This is a genomic window from Pseudomonas sp. URMO17WK12:I9, assembly GCF_900230165.1.
Lineage (GTDB): Bacteria > Pseudomonadota > Gammaproteobacteria > Pseudomonadales > Pseudomonadaceae > Aquipseudomonas > Aquipseudomonas fulva.
On record NZ_OCMQ01000006.1, the window covers coordinates 60,656 to 77,911 of the forward strand.

The 17,256-nt window shown below is 61.7% G+C and carries 17 protein-coding genes and 1 tRNA gene; 12 read left to right on the forward strand and 6 right to left on the reverse strand.

Annotated elements, in window-relative coordinates:
• The first annotated feature begins 178 nt into the window (after window positions 1-178).
• Entirely contained in the window at window positions 179-1,690 is a 1,512-nt protein-coding gene (locus tag CRP40_RS13895) for a YdgA family protein (RefSeq protein ID WP_027914229.1), read from the forward strand.
• Between the two features lie 225 nt (window positions 1,691-1,915).
• The gene (nadA, locus tag CRP40_RS13900) at window positions 1,916-2,974 is read left to right on the forward strand and encodes a quinolinate synthase NadA (RefSeq protein WP_027914230.1); all 1,059 of its coding nucleotides are present in this window, start codon (window positions 1,916-1,918) and stop codon (window positions 2,972-2,974) included.
• Between the two features lie 146 nt (window positions 2,975-3,120).
• On the opposite strand, the gene CRP40_RS13905 is transcribed toward nadA, so the two are convergent.
• Window positions 3,121-4,557, reverse strand: coding sequence for a M48 family metalloprotease (locus tag CRP40_RS13905; RefSeq protein WP_027914231.1), 1,437 nt, complete (start codon window positions 4,555-4,557; stop codon window positions 3,121-3,123).
• A gap of 121 nt (window positions 4,558-4,678) precedes the next feature.
• Between CRP40_RS13905 and CRP40_RS13910 the strand changes: the two genes are divergently transcribed.
• Window positions 4,679-4,918, forward strand: a complete 240-nt coding sequence (locus CRP40_RS13910; RefSeq protein WP_023536286.1) for a sulfurtransferase TusA family protein — start codon at window positions 4,679-4,681, stop codon at window positions 4,916-4,918.
• An 18-nt stretch (window positions 4,919-4,936) separates the two neighbouring features.
• Window positions 4,937-6,007 carry an AI-2E family transporter gene (locus CRP40_RS13915; RefSeq protein ID WP_027914232.1) on the forward strand — a complete coding sequence of 357 codons (1,071 nt, stop codon included), beginning with the start codon at window positions 4,937-4,939 and terminating at the stop codon, window positions 6,005-6,007.
• Between the two features lie 42 nt (window positions 6,008-6,049).
• Here CRP40_RS13915 and CRP40_RS13920 read toward each other — a convergent pair whose 3' ends face one another.
• Both CRP40_RS13920 and CRP40_RS13925 read right to left on the reverse strand, forming a co-directional pair.
• The gene (locus CRP40_RS13920; RefSeq protein WP_023536252.1) at window positions 6,050-6,523 is read right to left on the reverse strand and encodes a peroxiredoxin; all 474 of its coding nucleotides are present in this window, start codon (window positions 6,521-6,523) and stop codon (window positions 6,050-6,052) included.
• 10 nt (window positions 6,524-6,533) lie between these two features.
• Entirely contained in the window at window positions 6,534-7,094 is a 561-nt protein-coding gene (locus CRP40_RS13925; RefSeq protein ID WP_023536329.1) for a glycine cleavage system protein R, read from the reverse strand.
• Window positions 7,095-7,352: 258 nt separating this feature from the next.
• Here CRP40_RS13925 and dapA point away from each other — a divergent pair, with 258 nt between their 5' ends.
• The 5 genes from dapA to CRP40_RS13950 all read left to right on the forward strand — a co-directional run bounded on the left by dapA (window position 7,353) and on the right by CRP40_RS13950 (window position 11,058).
• A complete protein-coding gene (dapA, locus tag CRP40_RS13930; RefSeq protein ID WP_027914233.1) occupies window positions 7,353-8,240 on the forward strand; it encodes a 4-hydroxy-tetrahydrodipicolinate synthase in 888 nt (295 codons plus the stop codon).
• 15 nt (window positions 8,241-8,255) lie between these two features.
• Window positions 8,256-9,377, forward strand: a complete 1,122-nt coding sequence (gene bamC, locus CRP40_RS13935) for an outer membrane protein assembly factor BamC (RefSeq protein ID WP_027914234.1) — start codon at window positions 8,256-8,258, stop codon at window positions 9,375-9,377.
• Complete coding sequence (locus CRP40_RS13940; protein WP_027914235.1) at window positions 9,378-10,136, forward strand: MBL fold metallo-hydrolase; 759 nt, start codon at window positions 9,378-9,380, stop codon at window positions 10,134-10,136.
• A gap of 29 nt (window positions 10,137-10,165) precedes the next feature.
• Window positions 10,166-10,876, forward strand: a complete 711-nt coding sequence (gene purC, locus CRP40_RS13945; protein WP_023536328.1) for a phosphoribosylaminoimidazolesuccinocarboxamide synthase — start codon at window positions 10,166-10,168, stop codon at window positions 10,874-10,876.
• A 92-nt stretch (window positions 10,877-10,968) separates the two neighbouring features.
• Window positions 10,969-11,058: transfer RNA gene (locus CRP40_RS13950), tRNA-Ser, on the forward strand.
• Between the two features lie 186 nt (window positions 11,059-11,244).
• Here the strand turns inward: CRP40_RS13950 and CRP40_RS13955 are convergent.
• From CRP40_RS13955 to CRP40_RS13965, 3 genes are all read right to left on the reverse strand, one after another.
• Window positions 11,245-11,649 (reverse strand): hypothetical protein, encoded by a 405-nt coding sequence (locus CRP40_RS13955; protein WP_027914236.1) that lies wholly within the window; start codon window positions 11,647-11,649, stop codon window positions 11,245-11,247.
• Complete coding sequence (locus CRP40_RS13960; protein WP_027914237.1) at window positions 11,646-12,110, reverse strand: ImmA/IrrE family metallo-endopeptidase; 465 nt, start codon at window positions 12,108-12,110, stop codon at window positions 11,646-11,648. The genes CRP40_RS13955 and CRP40_RS13960 overlap by 4 nt, the downstream gene beginning before the upstream one ends.
• 162 nt (window positions 12,111-12,272) lie before the next feature.
• The gene (locus CRP40_RS13965; protein WP_027914238.1) at window positions 12,273-12,551 is read right to left on the reverse strand and encodes a DUF3077 domain-containing protein; all 279 of its coding nucleotides are present in this window, start codon (window positions 12,549-12,551) and stop codon (window positions 12,273-12,275) included.
• Between the two features lie 734 nt (window positions 12,552-13,285).
• Between CRP40_RS13965 and CRP40_RS13975 the strand changes: the two genes are divergently transcribed.
• Genes CRP40_RS13975 through CRP40_RS13985 form a run of 3 tightly spaced genes read left to right on the forward strand, consistent with a single transcriptional unit; the run spans window position 13,286 to window position 17,236 of the window.
• On the forward strand, window positions 13,286-14,146 hold the full coding sequence (locus tag CRP40_RS13975; protein ID WP_027914239.1) for an SH3 domain-containing protein: 861 nt from the start codon (window positions 13,286-13,288) through the stop codon (window positions 14,144-14,146).
• An 8-nt stretch (window positions 14,147-14,154) separates the two neighbouring features.
• On the forward strand, window positions 14,155-16,011 hold the full coding sequence (locus CRP40_RS13980) for a hypothetical protein (RefSeq protein ID WP_027914240.1): 1,857 nt from the start codon (window positions 14,155-14,157) through the stop codon (window positions 16,009-16,011).
• 10 nt (window positions 16,012-16,021) lie between these two features.
• On the forward strand, window positions 16,022-17,236 hold the full coding sequence (locus tag CRP40_RS13985) for a hypothetical protein (protein WP_027914241.1): 1,215 nt from the start codon (window positions 16,022-16,024) through the stop codon (window positions 17,234-17,236).
• Window positions 17,237-17,256 lie beyond the last annotated feature (20 nt).

Consider the following 17,256-nt stretch of genomic DNA (forward strand, 5'->3'; position numbering starts at 1 on the left):
TGCAAATGACATAAGCGTGTTCGTAAAAATTGACATCTTTGAAGTGGGACTGTCCAACGGGCCGCCCTGCCTTTCCAGTGGCGCGGCCGCCAATCATCCTGGCCTTCGGTGATATGCTGCATTTTCCTGGCTGCGCAGGCGATGTGCGAGCCTTTATGGACATCAATCGGTTTAATTCATGACGAAGACTTCAGTAGCAATCCTGTCCGGCGTAGCGGTGGCCGTTGTCGCAGTGGTCGTTGGCGGAGCCTGGTACACCGGCAAGCAACTGCCGGGTGAGCTGGACCATGCCTTGGCCCTGAGCAACGCGCAGCTGCAAAAGTCACTGGTGAACACAGGTGGTAGCGTACGCATCGAGTTGGTATCGCTGGACCAGCGTTGGTTCAGCAGCACGGCACACTACCGTGTGATCGCTCGCGATGTGCATGCCAACAGCCAACAGGTGGTAAATTTTGATGTAGGCGTGAGCGATCAGATCGAGCACGGCCCGTTCCCATGGTCTCGCGTCAAGACCCTCAGGTTGTTGCCAGTGTTGGCGCTGAGCAATACCACGCTGGACAAGGACGAAGTCACGGCGCCTTGGTACGCAGCAGCCGGTGACCGCGTGCCGTTCAGCGCCCAGACCAGCATGGGGTACGGCGGCAGTGTCGACAGCCAGGTTCACCTGGCGCCGGTCAAGCTCGACGATGCCAACGGCACCAGCCTGGCGTTCTCGGGCATGGAACTTGGGGTCAGCGGGGATCGCGATGGCAAGGATTCGCGCTTCCATGGCGAGGCCGACCACTTCCTGATGAAACTGGTAAGTGAAGACCAGCCGCCCGTCATCTTTGAACTCAATGGGCTGAAGTTGGGTGGCAAGCTGGCGGCGACTGCGCATGACAACCTGTTCACGGGCAACGCTGACCTGTATCTGGCAGAGACCAAGGTCACTCTCGGGCCCAGGCAACAGGCGCTGGTCATCAAAGGGGGCGAGCTCAGTACCCTGCAAAGCCTCGAAGGCCCCGACACCTTTGGCGGGCGCGTTGAATACAAACTCGGGGACATCACTTGGGATGGGCGAGCGGTCGGTAAGGCCCAGATGATCGTCGGCTTCAAGTCCATCCATGCGCCCGCGCTGCAAGCGCTGAGCAACTGGTATGCAGCGCATTTGCCTGAGTTCGAGGCCGCGGCAACTGCCGGGCAGTCGGCGCCACAGATCAACATGACCGAAGCCGAAAAGGCCAAGTTCCAGGGCGACTTGCGCACGCTGCTGGCGGCAAAACCCAAGGTGGCGCTCGAAGACTTGAGCCTCAAGACCGCCAATGGCGAGAGTCACTTCAATGTGGCAATGGACTTCGATGCGCCGTCTTCCTTCGACTTGCCACAAGATCAGGCGCTAAAGCAGATGGTGACGCAGGTCACCGGCAAGCTGTCCTTGTCCAAGCCGATGCTAGGGGACCTGGCCACCTTGCAAGCGCTGCTCGACGGTCAGACCGATGCCCAGGCCATCGCTACGCAGTCTGGCCAGGCAGGGGAAATGGTCGGTTTGATGGCCGTGCAAAGCGGCCTGGCCACGGTGGAGGGCGATAAAGTGATCAGCGCGTTGCACTACGCCGATGGCATGGTTGATTTCAACGGCCAAAAAATGACGCTCGAAGCCTTTGCCGCGTTCGTTAACACGCAGCTGGCAATGCTCTCGCCGCAGCGCTGACAGCCCGGCGCTACTTGCCCTTGGGCCGCTGGTGCGAGGGCAGGTAGGGGTTGGATAAAAACCGCTTTAGAAATCTCGGGTTTCTCTGTAGCCTTCGGCCTCCATAATAATCCGCGCCTGCAGAGGGCCGTGGCGGCCTGCGCCGTCCGGCGCCCTTAGCCGATCTGTCAGGGCCGGGTGATACACTCGATTTGATGCGCGCACGCGCCTGCAGGTCCAGCGATCATGACCCAGATTTCCGAACGCTTGTTGGTTCAGGCTCACCTTGACGCCAAGCAGCCCAATCCGCTGACAGACGAGCAGCAGGCCGAATACCGTGCGGCCATCGCTGCCGAGCTCAAGGCGCAAAATGCCGTGCTGGTTGCTCATTACTACTGCGACCCGGTCATCCAGGCCCTGGCGGAGGAAACCGGCGGCTGTGTGTCCGACTCGCTGGAAATGGCTCGTTTTGGCAAGCAGCACCCTGCCGAGACCGTGATCGTGGCAGGCGTGCGCTTCATGGGCGAAACCGCCAAGATTCTTACGCCCCACAAGCGCGTGCTGATGCCCACCCTCGAAGCGACCTGCTCGCTCGACCTGGGTTGCCCCATCGAAGAATTCTCTGCCTTCTGTGACCAGCACCCCGAGCGTACCGTGGTGGTTTACGCCAACACGTCCGCTGCCGTGAAGGCACGGGCCGATTGGGTGGTCACCTCCAGTTGCGCGCTGGAGATCGTCGAAAGCCTGATGGACAATGGCGAGACCATCATCTGGGGCCCCGATCAGCATTTGGGGCGCTACATCCAGAAGCAGACGGGTGCCGACATGCTGCTGTGGGACGGTGCCTGCATCGTTCATGAGGAGTTCAAGTCGCGTCAGCTCGCCGACATGAAGGCCCTGTACCCGGACGCTGCGGTGCTGGTCCATCCTGAGTCGCCGGAGTCGGTGATCGACCTGGCGGATGCCGTGGGCTCCACCAGCCAACTGATCAAGGCTGCCCAGACGCTACCGAACAAAACCTTCATCGTCGCCACCGACCGCGGCATCTTCTACAAGATGCAGCAGCTGTGCCCGGACAAGGTATTTGTGGAAGCCCCCACCGCCGGTAACGGCGCGGCCTGCCGCAGCTGCGCCCACTGCCCGTGGATGGCGATGAATACGCTGGAGCGCGTGCTCGATTGTCTGCGCAATGGCGGCGACGAGATCTTCGTCGACCCAGCCTTGGTGCCCAAAGCCATCAAGCCGCTGAACCGGATGCTGGATTTCACCCAGGCGGCCAGGTTGAAGCTTTCCGGGAACGCGTGAGGCAAGCGCTGGCTTAAACGCTCATGTTGGCGCAATTACCCTCGTAGAAAAACCTCTGTAGGAGCGGTCCGGCGCCCCGGCGAGACCGCTCCTACAGGCGCGCTGCTAAGCCTTGTGAGCGGTTCCGCTCCAGCCCCTAGAACGCCTCAGCGCCCCATCATCTCCCGCACCATGCGCTGCTGCTCCAGGACCTCTCGCTGGCGCTGGTCGATCTGCGAAGCCAGCGGGAAATTCCCCCCAGCGCGGCGCTTGGCATAGTCGAGCTGCTGAATGGCCTGATCGAAGTCCCCCACCAAGGTGAAGTATTCCGCACGCGCCCGGTGCAGGCCGATGGTATTGCCCGATAAGCCCCGCACCTCGGCCATGTCGTACCACACATCCGGATCATCCGGGCGGCTCTTGATGAGGTCGTTCAATACCTGCTCCGCCTCGGCCGGCTTGTTCTGCTTGACCAACAGGTCGGCGCGCACCTGCTTGAGCGGGTAATTACCCGGGTACAGCCCCTGCATACGCTCGGCCCGTTGCTGTGCATCGGCCAGGCGATTGTTGGTGATATCCAGGTCGATCTGCGCCAGGTTGTAGGTAATGTCATTGGGCGCCTTGGCCAGCAGCGGCTTGAGCATCTCCCGAGCCTCGTTGAGCTGACCACCCTTGATCTGTGCCAGCGCCAGCCCATAGCGCGCCGCATCGAGCTTGGGGTCTTCGTCGAGCTGGGCGCGAAAACGCTTGGCCGCAAGCCCCGGCGTACCCTCATACGTCAGCGCTACCCGGGCACGGATCAGCTGATAGCGCAGGCTGTCTTCCACACCGCCTTTCGGCGCCTGCTCGGCTCGGTTACGGGTGTCGGCGATACGCGACTCGGTTACCGGGTGCGTCAGCAGAAATTCCGGCGGCTTGGCGTCGTAACGGTACTGACGCGCCAGGCGTTCGAACATGGTCGGCATGTTGCGCGGGTCGTAGCCAGCCTTTTCCAGGTTCTGGATGCCGATGCGGTCAGCTTCCTGCTCGTTTTGCCGGGAGAACCTGCGCTGTTCCTGAATCGCTGCCGCCTGGGTGCCAGCAATCATGCCGATGCCGGCATCCCCAGCGCCACCGGCCGCCAGCACGATACCGGTAAGCAATGCCGCCATCATCGGCAACTGCATGCGCTGCTGGGCCTCGATGCCCCGGGCGAAATGCCGCTGGGACAAGTGCGCCAGTTCGTGCGCCAGTACCGAGGCGTACTCGCCCTCGGTCTGCGCATTGAGGAACAACCCGCCGTTGACACCCACGATGCCGCCTGGCGCTGCAAACGCGTTGAGTTCGCGGCTGTCGATCAGGATGAATTCCAGGCGACGGTCCTGCAACTGGCTGGTTTCGGCCAGGCGGTACACGCTGGTTTCCACGTAGTCCTTGAGCTGCGGGTCGTTGAGCTGGTTGACCTGGCCGCGCAACAGGCTCAGCCAGGCGCGGCCAAGCTGGTGTTCCTGCTGGGGCGAGACGATCGCCGAACTGGCGTCACCCAGCGACGGCAGGTCGTCAGCATGGCCAGGCAGGGCCATCAGGCAGGCCAGCGTCAGCAGGGTAGGGCGCAGTAGATTCATGCACGAAGCTCGCGTCGGTCAAAGATTGCTACTGTAGCGGGCTCACACGTTGGCGACCAGTGGCGCTATCCTAGGCGGCCGATCAGGCCGTAGGCCGGCATTGCCCTGGAGAGCCCCATTGATGAGCACCCCCCTGACCTGTGACGCCGAGCTCGATGCCAGCGGGCTGAACTGCCCGTTACCACTGCTCAAGGCCAAGATGGCGCTCAATGGGCTGGCCAGTGGTGCCGTACTCAAGGTCATCGCCACCGACGCAGGTTCCCAACGCGACCTGCGCACCTTTGCCAAACTGGCCGGTCATAGCCTGTTGCACGAAACGGCCGAGGCCGGTACCTACACCTACTGGCTGCGCAAGGCCTGAGTCCCACAAGGATCGTTCATGTTCAAAGTGCTACGCGACTGGGTCCAACGCTACTTCTCCGATGAAGAAGCGGTGGTGCTGGCGGTCTTGCTGTTTCTGGCGTTCACGGCGGTGCTCACGCTGGGCGGGATGCTGGCGCCGGTGTTGGCGGGCATGGTGCTGGCGTTTCTCATGCAAGGGCTGGTCAACGCCCTGGAGCGCCTGCGAGTGCCTACAAAACTGGCGGTCCTGCTGGTATTTGCCCTGTTCATGGGCGCACTGGCGGTGTTCATGCTGGTATTGGTGCCGCTGCTGTGGCACCAGCTGATCACCCTGTTCAACGAGCTGCCAGGCATGCTTGGTAAATGGCAGTCATTGCTGCTCCTGCTGCCAGAGCGCTATCCGCACCTGGTGTCGGACGAGCAGGTGCTGCATGCCATCGAGTCGGTCCGCGGCGAGATCGGCAAGTTCGGGCAGTGGGCGCTTACCTTCTCCCTGTCCAGCCTGCCGCTGCTGGTCAACGCCATGATCTACCTGGTGCTGGTGCCGATCCTGGTGTTCTTCTTCCTCAAGGACCGTGAGCTGATTGGCCGCTGGGTCAGTGGCTACCTGCCGCGTCAGCGCACCTTGCTCAACCGCGTGGGCAGCGAGATGAACCGGCAGATTGCCAATTACATTCGGGGCAAGGGCATCGAAATTCTGATCTGCGGCATTGCGACTTACATCGCCTTCATCACCCTGGGCCTGAACTATGCTGCGTTGCTGGCCCTCCTGGTCGGGCTGTCAGTGGTCGTGCCCTATGTCGGGGCGGTGGTGGTCACCGTGCCGGTGACGCTGATTGCCCTGTTCCAGTGGGGCTGGGGAGACCAGTTCATCTACCTGATGACGGTCTACGCGATCATCCAGGCGCTCGATGGCAACGTGCTGGTACCGCTGCTGTTCTCCGAGGCGGTGAGCCTGCACCCGGTGGCGATCATCTGCGCGGTCTTGCTGTTCGGTGGGTTGTGGGGGTTCTGGGGGATTTTCTTCGCCATCCCGCTGGCGACCCTGATCAAGGCCGTGCTGGACGCCTGGCCTCGCCAGGAGCCCAGCGTGTCGCCCCTGCTCTGACAGGCTTGGGCTGCACCGAGGTTGGCGCAGCCCCTGCTTCGATCAGGCCTGATTCAGCGTCTGGGCCGCGGCCAGTACCGCATCCACGTGGCCGGGTACCTTCACCCCACGCCATTGCTGACGCAGCACACCGTCTTTGTCGATCAGGAAGGTGCTGCGGTCCACGCCCATGTATTCCTTGCCGTACAGCTTTTTCAGCTTGATCACGTCGAACAGCTGGCACAGGGCTTCGTCCTTGTCGCTGATCAACTCGAACGGAAAGCCCTGCTTGGCCTTGAAGTTCTCGTGGGACTTCATGCCGTCGCGCGAGACGCCGAGCACCACGGTATTGGCGGCTTCGAAGGCGCCATGCTGGTCGCGAAAGCCCTGGCCCTGAGTGGTACAGCCTGGAGTACTGTCCTTCGGATAGAAATACACCACCACCTGGCGGCCCTTGAGCGCCGACAGGCTGACCGTCTGCCCGCTGGTGGCCTGGGCAGTGAAGTCGGGGACAGGTTGGTCGAGTGCAACGGCCATGGGAACCTCCTCAGACAGGGTTTTGTGGGCGCCAGGGTTCGATCAGGGCGTCCAGGTTCAGCGCGTCGGCAAAGTCCAGGAACTGGTCGCGCAGCCAGCTGATCTGGGTGCCGGCCGGCAGGATCACCGTGAACTGAGCGTTGAGCATGCTGCTGCCGGTCTGCGGTGCCAGGTAGGTGTCGCAGGTCATGGCTTCAAGCTCGACACGGTGATCGAGGAAGAACTGGCACAGCTCGTTGATGATGTCAGGGCGGTAGGCGGCGCTGACATAGGCCACGTAGGGCAGGGCCTGCGGGCGCACTTCCTGGTCGGCGCTGCGCACCACGTCCAGGGTCAGGCCATGCTTCTTGCCAAGGCCAGGCAGCATGGCCTCAAGGCGCGCCAGGGCATCCCAGCTGCCGCCGACCTGCAAGACCAGTGCGCTGGTCTCGCCATGGCGGCTCAAGCGAGAGGTAACCACCGCGCAGCGGTTTTCGAAGGCTGCGCGGCTCAGTACATTGGCCAGCTCCATGGGGTTGGGCCCCAAGGCGCTGATGACGAGGAATTGTTCGCGGACAGTGGGGGTGGACATGCAGCATTCCTAAAGCGATGAGCGGTCGGTGCAGGACGGGCGAAAGCCTCCTGTAGGCAGCGCTCGGCACTCGCAGGCGAGGGCGGGGCGCTGGCGGGGAGCAGGGTCTACGGCCCGGCGGGCCGTGCTGCACCGATCAAAGCATCAAGGGTAGCGAAATAAGGCGCCGAGGGGAATGCTCCGCCCGCCTGCTTCGCTTGTGCAAGGCCGATGCCCCCAGTACCATTACCGCTCTCTTTTTCCGGCAGGAGCAGATACATGATTGCGGGCAGTATGGTGGCACTGGTCACTCCCATGGATGCACAAGGGCGTGTTGACTGGGGCAGCCTCGACAAACTTGTAGACTTCCACCTGGAAAACGGCACCCACGCCATCGTCGCCGTCGGCACCACCGGTGAGTCCGCCACGCTGGATGTCGAAGAGCACATCCTGGTCATCAAGCACGTGGTCGAGCGCGTCAAGCGCAGCAAGACCCCGATCCCGGTCATCGCCGGCACCGGTGCCAACTCCACTGCCGAAGCCGTGCACCTGACCCAGAACGCCAAGAATGCCGGCGCCGATGCCTGCCTGCTGGTCGTGCCGTACTACAACAAGCCGACCCAGGAAGGCCTGTACCAGCACTTCAAGCACGTTGCCGAATCGGTCGACATCCCGCAGATCCTGTACAACGTGCCAGGCCGCACCTCCTGCGACATGCAGGCCGAAACCGTAATCCGCCTCTCGACGGTGCCCAACATCATCGGCATCAAGGAAGCCACCGGTGACATGGCCCGCGCCAAGGCCATCATCGAGGGCGTTTCCAGCGACTTCATCGTGCTGTCCGGTGACGATCCGACCGCCGTCGAGCTGATCCTGATGGGCGGCAAGGGCAACATTTCGGTCACGGCCAACGTCGCCCCGCGGCAAATGGCCGACCTGTGCGAGGCCGCCCTTGAGGGCAATGCCGAGAAGGCCCGCGCAATCAACGACACGCTCATGCCCCTGCACAAAGACCTGTTCTGCGAGTCCAACCCGATCCCCGTCAAATGGGCGCTGGTCGAGATGGGCCTGATGAAAAAAGGCATTCGCCTGCCACTGACCTGGCTCAGCGAAGGCTGCCACGACAAAGTCCGTACTGCCCTGCGCCAGTCCGGCGTACTGGTTTAAGAGGAAGTACCCTGCATGAAGCGACTGGCTGGCCTTTCTGCCCTTGCCCTGATCATCTCCAGCACCAGTGGGTGCGGCTGGCTGTGGGGCGAGGATGGTTATTTCCGCGACCGCGGCAGCGATTACCTGCAGGCGCACTCGACCGCGCCCATGCAGCTGCCCTCGGACGTCAGCGGCGTCAAGCGCCTCGACCCCCTGCTGCCCATCCCGCGCAACGTTGCCGACGACAATGTCAGCGGTGAGTACGAAGTGCCGCGTCCGCAGCCGCTGACCGGCGGTGCGGGCCAGGCCAACGACTACAGCTTGCAGCGCAGCGGCAGCAGCCGTTGGGTGCTGGCCCAGCACGCCCCGGCCGAAGTCTGGCCGGTGGCGCGTCAGTTCTTCGAGGACAACGGCTTCCGTATTGCTCAAGAGCGCCCGCAAACGGGCGAATTCAGCACCACCTGGCAGCGTTTCGACGAACTCTCGGCCTCCCTTGGTCAGCGCCTGGCCAGCACGGCCAGCAGCAACGACAGCGAAGTGCGCGTGCGTGTGCGCATGGAGCCCGGCGTGCAGCGCAACACCTCCGAGGTGTACGTGGTCACCGTCGAGCGCCCGGCTGGTAGCAGCGCCGAACCCGACTTCCCGTCCAGCTCCACCAACACCGGCGCCGACGCCCTGCTGGTCGACGAGTTGCTCGCCAGCATGAACCGCAGCGCCGAGAAGGGCGGTTCGGTGTCGCTGCTGGCCGAACGTGATTTCGATGTGCCCAACCGCGTCAGCCTGAGCGAAGACGGCAGTGGCAACCCGGTACTGAACGTGGGCGCCGACCTGGATCGCGCCTGGTCCAGCGTGGGTCGTGCCCTGGAGCAGGGTGGCCAGTGGCGGGTCGAGGACATCAACCGCAGCCTGGGCCTGTACTACATCAACCTGTCCGAAAAACCCGAAGACAAGGAGAACAAGCCTGGCTTCTTCGGTCGTGTGTTCGGCAGCGAGCCCACCAAGGAAGAGCGCGAAGCCCGTGCCGAGCGCTATCAGGTACGCCTGAGCAAAGTGGGTGAGAACGTGCAGGTCACGGTCGAGAAGAACATCAACACCGTGGCTCCGGCCGATGTCGCTCGCCGTGTGCTGAGCGCCATTCAGGACCACCTGGGTTAAGTGCGCTTCGCCGTACTTGGAAGCGGTAGCCAGGGAAACGGCACGCTGATCGCCAGTGGTGATACCTACATCCTGGTCGATTGCGGCTTTTCCCTGCGCGAGACCGAGCGGCGCCTGGCGCTGCTCGGTGTGTCGGCCGCTCAGCTGAGCGCCGTGCTGGTCACCCACGAACATGCCGACCACGTGCATGGGGTTGGTCTGCTGTCACGGCGCTACAATGTACCGGTCTACCTGAGCCAAGGCACCTTGCGCGGGCTGCGCAAGCCGGTGGAAGTGGCCGGTTTCCTGGCGTGCGGCCAGCGCCTGAGCGTCGGCAGCCTGGAGGTTACGGCATCGCGCGTTGAGCACGATGCCCACGAACCGTTGCAGTACGTGGTCAGCGACGGTACACGCCGTTTCGGCATGCTGACGGACCTGGGCTCGTACGACGCGCGGCTGCTGGACGGCTATCGCGACCTGGATGCGCTGTTGATCGAAGCCAACCATTGCCGCGACATGCTGGCGCGTGGTCACTACCCCTACTTTCTCAAGCAGCGGGTTGGCGGCATGCGCGGGCATTTGAACAACCACCAGGCCGCGAGCCTGGTACATGAGCTGGGCTGGAACACCCTGCAGCACCTGGTGCTGGCCCACCTCAGCAGCAAGAACAACCTGCCACACCTGGCCCGCCAGTGCTTCGTCGACACCCTTGGGTGCGACCCTGACTGGCTTGAGGTGGCAAATCAGGAACACGGGCTCGACTGGCGCGCCATCGCCTAGCCCACCCCTCACGCAAGCGGAGCCCAATCATGGAAAAACGCGACGAACTCTACCGCGGCAAGGCCAAATCGGTTTACAAGACCGATGACGCCGACCGCTTGATCCTGCTGTTTCGCAACGACACGTCGGCCTTCGACGGCAAGCGCATCGAGCAGCTGGACCGCAAGGGCACGGTGAACAACAAGTTCAACGCCTTCATCATGCAGAAGCTCGAAGAAGCTGGCGTGCCGACCCAGTTCGACAAACTGCTGGGCGACAACGAATGCCTGGTCAAGAAGCTGGACATGATTCCGGTCGAATGCGTCGTGCGTAACTACGCAGCCGGCAGCCTGGTCAAGCGCCTGGGCGTGGAGGAGGGCATCAAGCTGGAGCCTTCCACCTTCGAGCTGTTCCTGAAGAACGACGAGAAGGGCGACCCCTTCATCAACGAATCCCACGTTGTCGCCTTCGGCTGGGGCACCGCCGAGCAACTGGTCGAAATGAAGAAGCTGTCGCTCAAGGTCAATGACGTGCTGACCAAGCTGTTCGACGACGCCGGCCTGCTGCTGGTCGACTTCAAGCTGGAGTTCGGCGTCTTCCACGGCCAGATCGTGCTGGGCGACGAGTTCAGCCCCGACGGCTGCCGGCTGTGGGACAAGGAAACCCGCAAGAAGATGGACAAGGACCGCTTCCGTCAGGGCCTGGGCGATGTGATCGAAGCCTACGAAGAAGTTGCCAAGCGCCTGGGCGTGCCGCTGTAAGGCGCACGCACACGCAAGCGCCTGATACCACGCGGTTTTTTTGAAAATAAAGGTTTGCGTTTTCAGAATTCACTGGTATGATGCGCGGCATTGGAGAGATGCCGGAGTGGTCGAACGGGACGGATTCGAAATCCGTTGTACTGGCAACAGTACCTAGGGTTCAAATCCCTATCTCTCCGCCATACACGTAAAGCCCCGCAGATTTAGGTCTGCGGGGCTTTTTCGTTTTCCGTGATGTCTGGTAACGGGTAAAGCCAGGTAATGCTTTGGATTAATTCCTAATTTACAGCGCAATCCATTGATAGCTGCACGGACGAGCATTGTGGTTTGAACGCCTACGCGAAATACGGCCTTCAAAGAGGCGCGCGTCACTCCTTCTTCAAAAGATCCATGACGTCTTTCGCTGTCTGCAGGCTGGCGGGTAGTAGCGTCTCTTGCGCTTCGGATGGCTTGTCACGGTGGTGGAAATAACGAAGCAAAGCGATAAGCAGAATGGTAGGAATAGAGGCCAATGCCAGGATGATAGGTAGGTCGGTGACAGTGTGGGATTTGAAACTGGCTACGAAATACCATTTCCCCATAGCAATCCTGCCGTTTCCGATGAAAATAAAAGCGACGAGCAGGCTGTAAAAGAAAAGCGCCAAGCCCAGCGCTAACTTGGCAAGTCCCTGCTCCCATTTGAAACGCCAAAGCTCCTTTTCTAGATATCTCGAGAGTAGATTTTCATTGATGCTACTCTCACCTCCCGCTAGGCCTCCGTCTTCCTCGTTCATAGGATCCCAATATTCCTCAATCGGTATTCCATGGCAGCCGTGGAGACGCCGAATGCATTGGCCAGCCGCTTCAAGTCTGTCACTTTTTCTTCGAAAATCATGTGTTTGACCAGGGCAGCCGGCATCAAAAGAGCCGCTGCAAACCGGTTGGCTGCAACTTCCCTGGGATCGCGTACCGATGCGCTCATTTGACGGTCGGTATCCCTTGGCGCGTCAATATCGCCATTAACGTGATGGCCGATTTCATGTGCAATGGTGAAGCGTTGACGAACTGTGGTTTCAGACGGGTTGTAGGTAATAAGCGGGGCCCCATCTCGGTACACATAGTGCCCGCTTTCTCGGGAGCCTGGCTCTGCTGGCCGTACCTCGATACCCATTTTCTGAGCAATACCCTTGGCGTCTACTGGGAGTTTGAAATCCCAATGGGCTTTGAGGACGTCAAGCGCGCTGCTGTATCTCATACCGCCCTCCATAAAAATTTAGCCTGTTTGATGCCGAATTATGTTCCCTTGCACCCCTGCGTCAACCGAATAATTGTGACACCTCGTCGCTTCCATACCGCCCTGTGTGCTAGAGGCAGCGACAGGGCGGCCGGCAATTCGGGCAAGCTGACAAGGGAAGCTCTACGACCCTTCGTTCATTAACCCGAGCTCCGCATCATCCAGCAGCGCCTTAGCCATCGCGCCTAGGTAATGCGAAGCCCATAGCAATTTCTGGTCGCTTTCCATCAGCCCCTTGATCACCATGTGGCATACATACCCCATCAACTCGGATGCCTGCTCCCTGGCATCCTGGCAGGGTATGCCAGGCTCGATGCGAAACAGCGGGTGTGTGTTGTCATCGCCCTGGTGAAAACGGGTCCTGCCAACGGTGGTGGGTTCATTTTTGTCATCGGTTGGCATTTGTTTAGTCCCCATTCGCCGGTATGAACTGCATCAACGTCCGGTGCGAGCGGGGAGGGTGAGGTGGGTCAGGGACCATCTTGCGCATAAGTAGCTCCAGAGTCAGTCGGGCTGCTACGGCCTTGCTGTCAAACAAGAGGGTGGCAGCGATACGCGGGTTGACAGACCGAGGACTCCGGAGACTCGGCGCACACAAGGTGCCCCACGTACCACCGCCATAAGGGTTGCACGTGTGCGGAGAAGGGTCGGCCTGTCAAAGCCGGTCGTTGATCTGCAACGACCCGCCGAGACTAGAACGCGACCTGCCCCATCGCAACCGTTTGAGCAGCGGGGCAGTATGTTTCGGAAACGGCCTACAAGGAAGGGGATTAATCTGAGTTCCGAGAGCAAAAGTACCGATTTAAAGCGATCCCGGGCCGCTCAGCCATCCGCAACATTTTGTCTTGATCTGCCATTCACCACCTGCGCTACAATGCCGCCTCTGTTCGCCTCTCATGCCTGGACAACACGCCGTAATGACTACGTGCGCCGGGCGATGAGCGCTTCCTGACATGGATTCGTTGGATGCTTTGCGCTTCGCTACACATACCCCTCACTGTTCGCTCACCCGTGGCGTCGCCTTCTGCGGCCTCCACTGGCTCCCCCCCTGCAAGCCCATCACACCCACGCCCACGCTGCTGCCCGAGAGGCTGCGGTTTACGGCTGTGCGTCCACTGGAAAATGGAGTGATCCACGTGCATAAGAAATTCATCGCCTCCCTCTTGGCCGTCGCCATCGCCTCGACCACCGCCTGCGCCCAGCTTGGCATCAGCAAAGAACAAGCCGGCACCGTGATCGGCGGCCTGGCGGGCGTTGCCATCGGTTCGACCATGGGCAGCGGCAACGGCAAGCTGGCGGCCGCTTTGATCGCAGGCGGCATCGGTGCCTACGTGGGCAACCGCATCGGCAACATGCTCGATGAAAAAGACCAGCAGGCCTTGGCCTTGCGCACTCAGGAAGTGCTGAGCCAGCAACAGGCCACGGCCAGTGCACAGCCGGTGACCTGGAAGTCCGACCACTCCGGCGCCAGCGCGCAGATCGTGACAGGCAAGGAGTACACCAAGACCAAGCAGGTCGAGGTCAAGCGCGCGCCGAAGATCCAGGCCGTTCCGTCGATGAAGCTGATCAACGAACCCTACGTGACCACCAGCGACAACCTCAATGTGCGCGCGGCGCCCAACGCCAAGGGCGAGAAAGTCGGCAGCCTGAAGAACCACACCGAATTCACGGCCGTCGGTTCAACCGGCGACTGGGTGCTGGTAGGGCGCAAAGGCGTGACCGTCGGTTACGTGCACAAGGACTACGTCGAGCCCAAGGCCCAGGCCGTGGCCAAGCGCGTTACCCCGGCGGTGAGCCTGGATGAGCTGGACGTGGCGGCCAGTAGCGAAACCCAAGGCTTCGACCTGGATACGCTGCAAAGCCTGCCTACCCAGACCGTCGCTGCCGAAGCGGCTTGCCGCCCCGTGACGGTCAGCCTGAAGTCCAAGGAAGGCAAGACCGAACAGGAACAGAACACCTTCTGCAAACAGGCCAATGGCACCTGGGAACTGATTTGAGAACTTCCATGAAAAAGCACGCCCTTGCGCTCGCCGTGATCGGTGCTTGCGGTTTGGTACCGCAGGCTTTCGCCCACGAGCTGGCGTTTTCCAAGAAGGACAATATCAAGGTCGAAGTACCCGGTGAGGCCGCGACCTGGTGCAAGCCCGAGGTCGAGCTGACCATCACCCGGCCTGCCTGGGACAACCCGGACATGCTCTCGGGCCTGCTGAACAAGTTGCCGTTCGTGTTCGCCAAGGACTGCTCCACGGCCAAGGTCAGCTGGAAGGCGGTCGATGGCAAGGGCGCGCTGTATGCCAGCGGCGCTGGCAATGCCAGCAACCTGGGCTTGATGAACCTGGCTGCTGCACCTGCTGCCTCCACGGCCCCAGCCCCTCAGCAGACTGAAACACCAGCGCCATCCTCTGCGCCAGCACCAGCCGAGGCACCTGCCCCTGCTGCTACACCTGCGCCTGCCGAGGCGCCAGCACCGGCCGTGGCGGCTGCCCCTACGCCGGCCGCCAAGCCAGAACCGGCCGCTGTCCCCACCCCAGCGCCCGCACCTGAACCGGCGCCCGCGCCTGCCGTCGCGCCCAAGGCAGCCGGCGCCGCTGTGGCGGCAGCCCCCACCTCGGACTATGGCCGCTCAGTGGTGCTGAAAAACAGCAAGCTGATGCAGATCACCGATGCTGCGGGCTGCAAGTGGGTGCTCAATAGCACCATCATCAGTGAAGGCGACACCCTCACGTTCGGCACCACGCCAGCCATGCCCTGTCCGGCTTCCGGCTTTGGTGCGGGCAATTTCGAGAAGATCAGCTGGAAAGCCGAAGGCACCTACCGCGGCAACGACTGGAATCGCATCTACGTCCACCCCAGCGCCTTGATGTTCAGCAAGCGTTACGAGGCGGCGGTCAAGGACAAGTCGGTCAGCTACCTCACGGCCGAAGCGGACCAGGTGGCGTTGCTGGTGGGTGAAATTCCCGATCGGAACATGAAGGTGTACCTGGCGTTCGCCCGTCCTACCTACGGCGCCGTAGGGCCGTTCCTCGCCGACCCGTACTACGTCGGCGTAACCCCGGACGACGCCTTCGCCCTGGACCCGGCGAAATACAAGGAAACTGCGCTGCAGGCCTTCGACCTGATCAAGAACGCATCGCCGAGCACCACCGATGTGGCCGACCTGCTCATCGTCAAGGACCTGTCGGCCATTTCCAATAGAATCTGGGGCAACGACGACCAGAAGATCGTGCGCAACCGCATCGGCATGGGCCGCCAGGGTCTGTACTTCGATGTGCGCAACGGCACCAACTGGGCGCAGCAGCGCGAGAAGCAGCGCGTGCGTGAAGCCCGCAATCGTCAGCAGCAGTTGGCCTGGGAGCACACTCGTGTGCTTGAGCGCTACCAGCAGTTGCAGGAGCGCATGGGTGAATTCAAGGGGCGTGAAACCGAGGCACTGGCGCAGATGGCCGGCATCAAGGTGCGTTTCCCTTCGCCGCTGCAGCAGCAGGACCCTACGTCGTCGCAGAACGTGACGCCGATGATGGTGCATGTCACCGGCAAGAAGGGCGAGTTCTACACCGTCGACTACCCAGGCGAAGGGCGTCTGCTTGCCGAGCAGCAATACCCCGAAGGCTGGTACGTGGCCCAGGTTGCCAACGCCACCCCTTACTACCCGCTCGAAGACGGTCGCGCCATTCCTACCTACCGCGCCTACAGCGCGGGCGAGCCGAAGGCCTGCGAGCAGGAGCGCTGCGCCGATCGCGTGTCTTATGGCGCCGTGCTGGCCAAGGAATTCCCCAATGCAGGCATCGACTCCAACTGGACGCCCGAAGTCTCCCAACAGTTTGTGAACGACTGGAAAAACGCGTCGGCACAGGTCCAGTAAGGCATAACCCATGATCAAGCAGATGAACGCAAAGCAGAAGTTGATTGGCGGTGTGGCGGTCGTGGCGGTAGCGCTCGGCGTCACCTATGCCGTGGTGTCGAGCAGTGGCAAGAAGCAAGCCATGGCGTACTACGAAGACTTCAAAGAACGCTACTTCCTTGAAGACGTGCTGTCCGAAGGCGACATTTCGTACTCGGCGCTCTCCGGTAACCTGACAGTGGCCGACCCAGAGGTCCGTGTGGCCGCCGTGCAGACCAACGGCGCGCAACAGTTCATGCGCAGCATGGCCGGCGTGATGGCCTCGATGCGCGGCATGGACATGCACGAAGGCCTGGGCAACTGGGCCGAGTACCAGATGAACGCACTTGAATCACGCTACGTGACCGGCGTTTTCCTGAAGGCCGATGCGTTGAAACTGTCGCACAGCGGTGACAGCAAGGATGGCGAGATCCATGTCCAGTTGCTGGGCATGCAGATGGCCGACCCGTATATCGCGGCCCAGGGCCAGGACATCGTCCGTGTCGCCGATGTGAGCGACGAAATCCAACCGACCGCCGAGCTGACGGCCAACGGCCGCGCGAGCCAGGCGAAGATGCCTTGGGGGGTGAACCTGGCGGCGCGCCAGCCTGTCACAGGCGCTTTCCTGGTCAACAGCACAGGGCAATTCGGGACCAGGATCGACCTGGATCTTACGTTGCAGCGCTCCAGCGATGGCGAGGGCGTGATGACGTTCGTGGTCACTCACCGCAACGACGGTTCGAAGGTGGGCGAAATCGTGCGCAAGGCTACCTTGCACTCGATGCCCGAACTCGATGATGTGCAGGCCCAGTTCAAGGCAGCCCTGGGCGGCCAGATCGTCGCCGCCTTCAGCCCGCCTTCTGGCCTGGCCATGTTCAGCGAGGCAGTGTCGGAACTGGCGCGCAAGGCCAAGGTGGAGCGCTATGAGCTCAGCTACAGCGGCTTCAAGCCCGTGCGTACGGCCTTCGAAGCCTTCCAGCACACCACGCCCAACGCCAAGTTTGCCGACTTCTGCCAAGCGGTAGGGTTTTCTAGCTGGAGCAGCGACTTTGGCACCAAGGCCAAGCAGCACAGCGATTCGGAATGCGCCATTGCGCAGAAGCTGGCGGCTGGGGACGACTTCGAGGAAACCTACACCTTCAAGGAAGGCAAGAGCCTTTACGCCGCGTTGTTCGTGAGCAAGGCGTATGAGCTGGAGACGAACTAGGAGGTTGTTGGGGCGGGCCG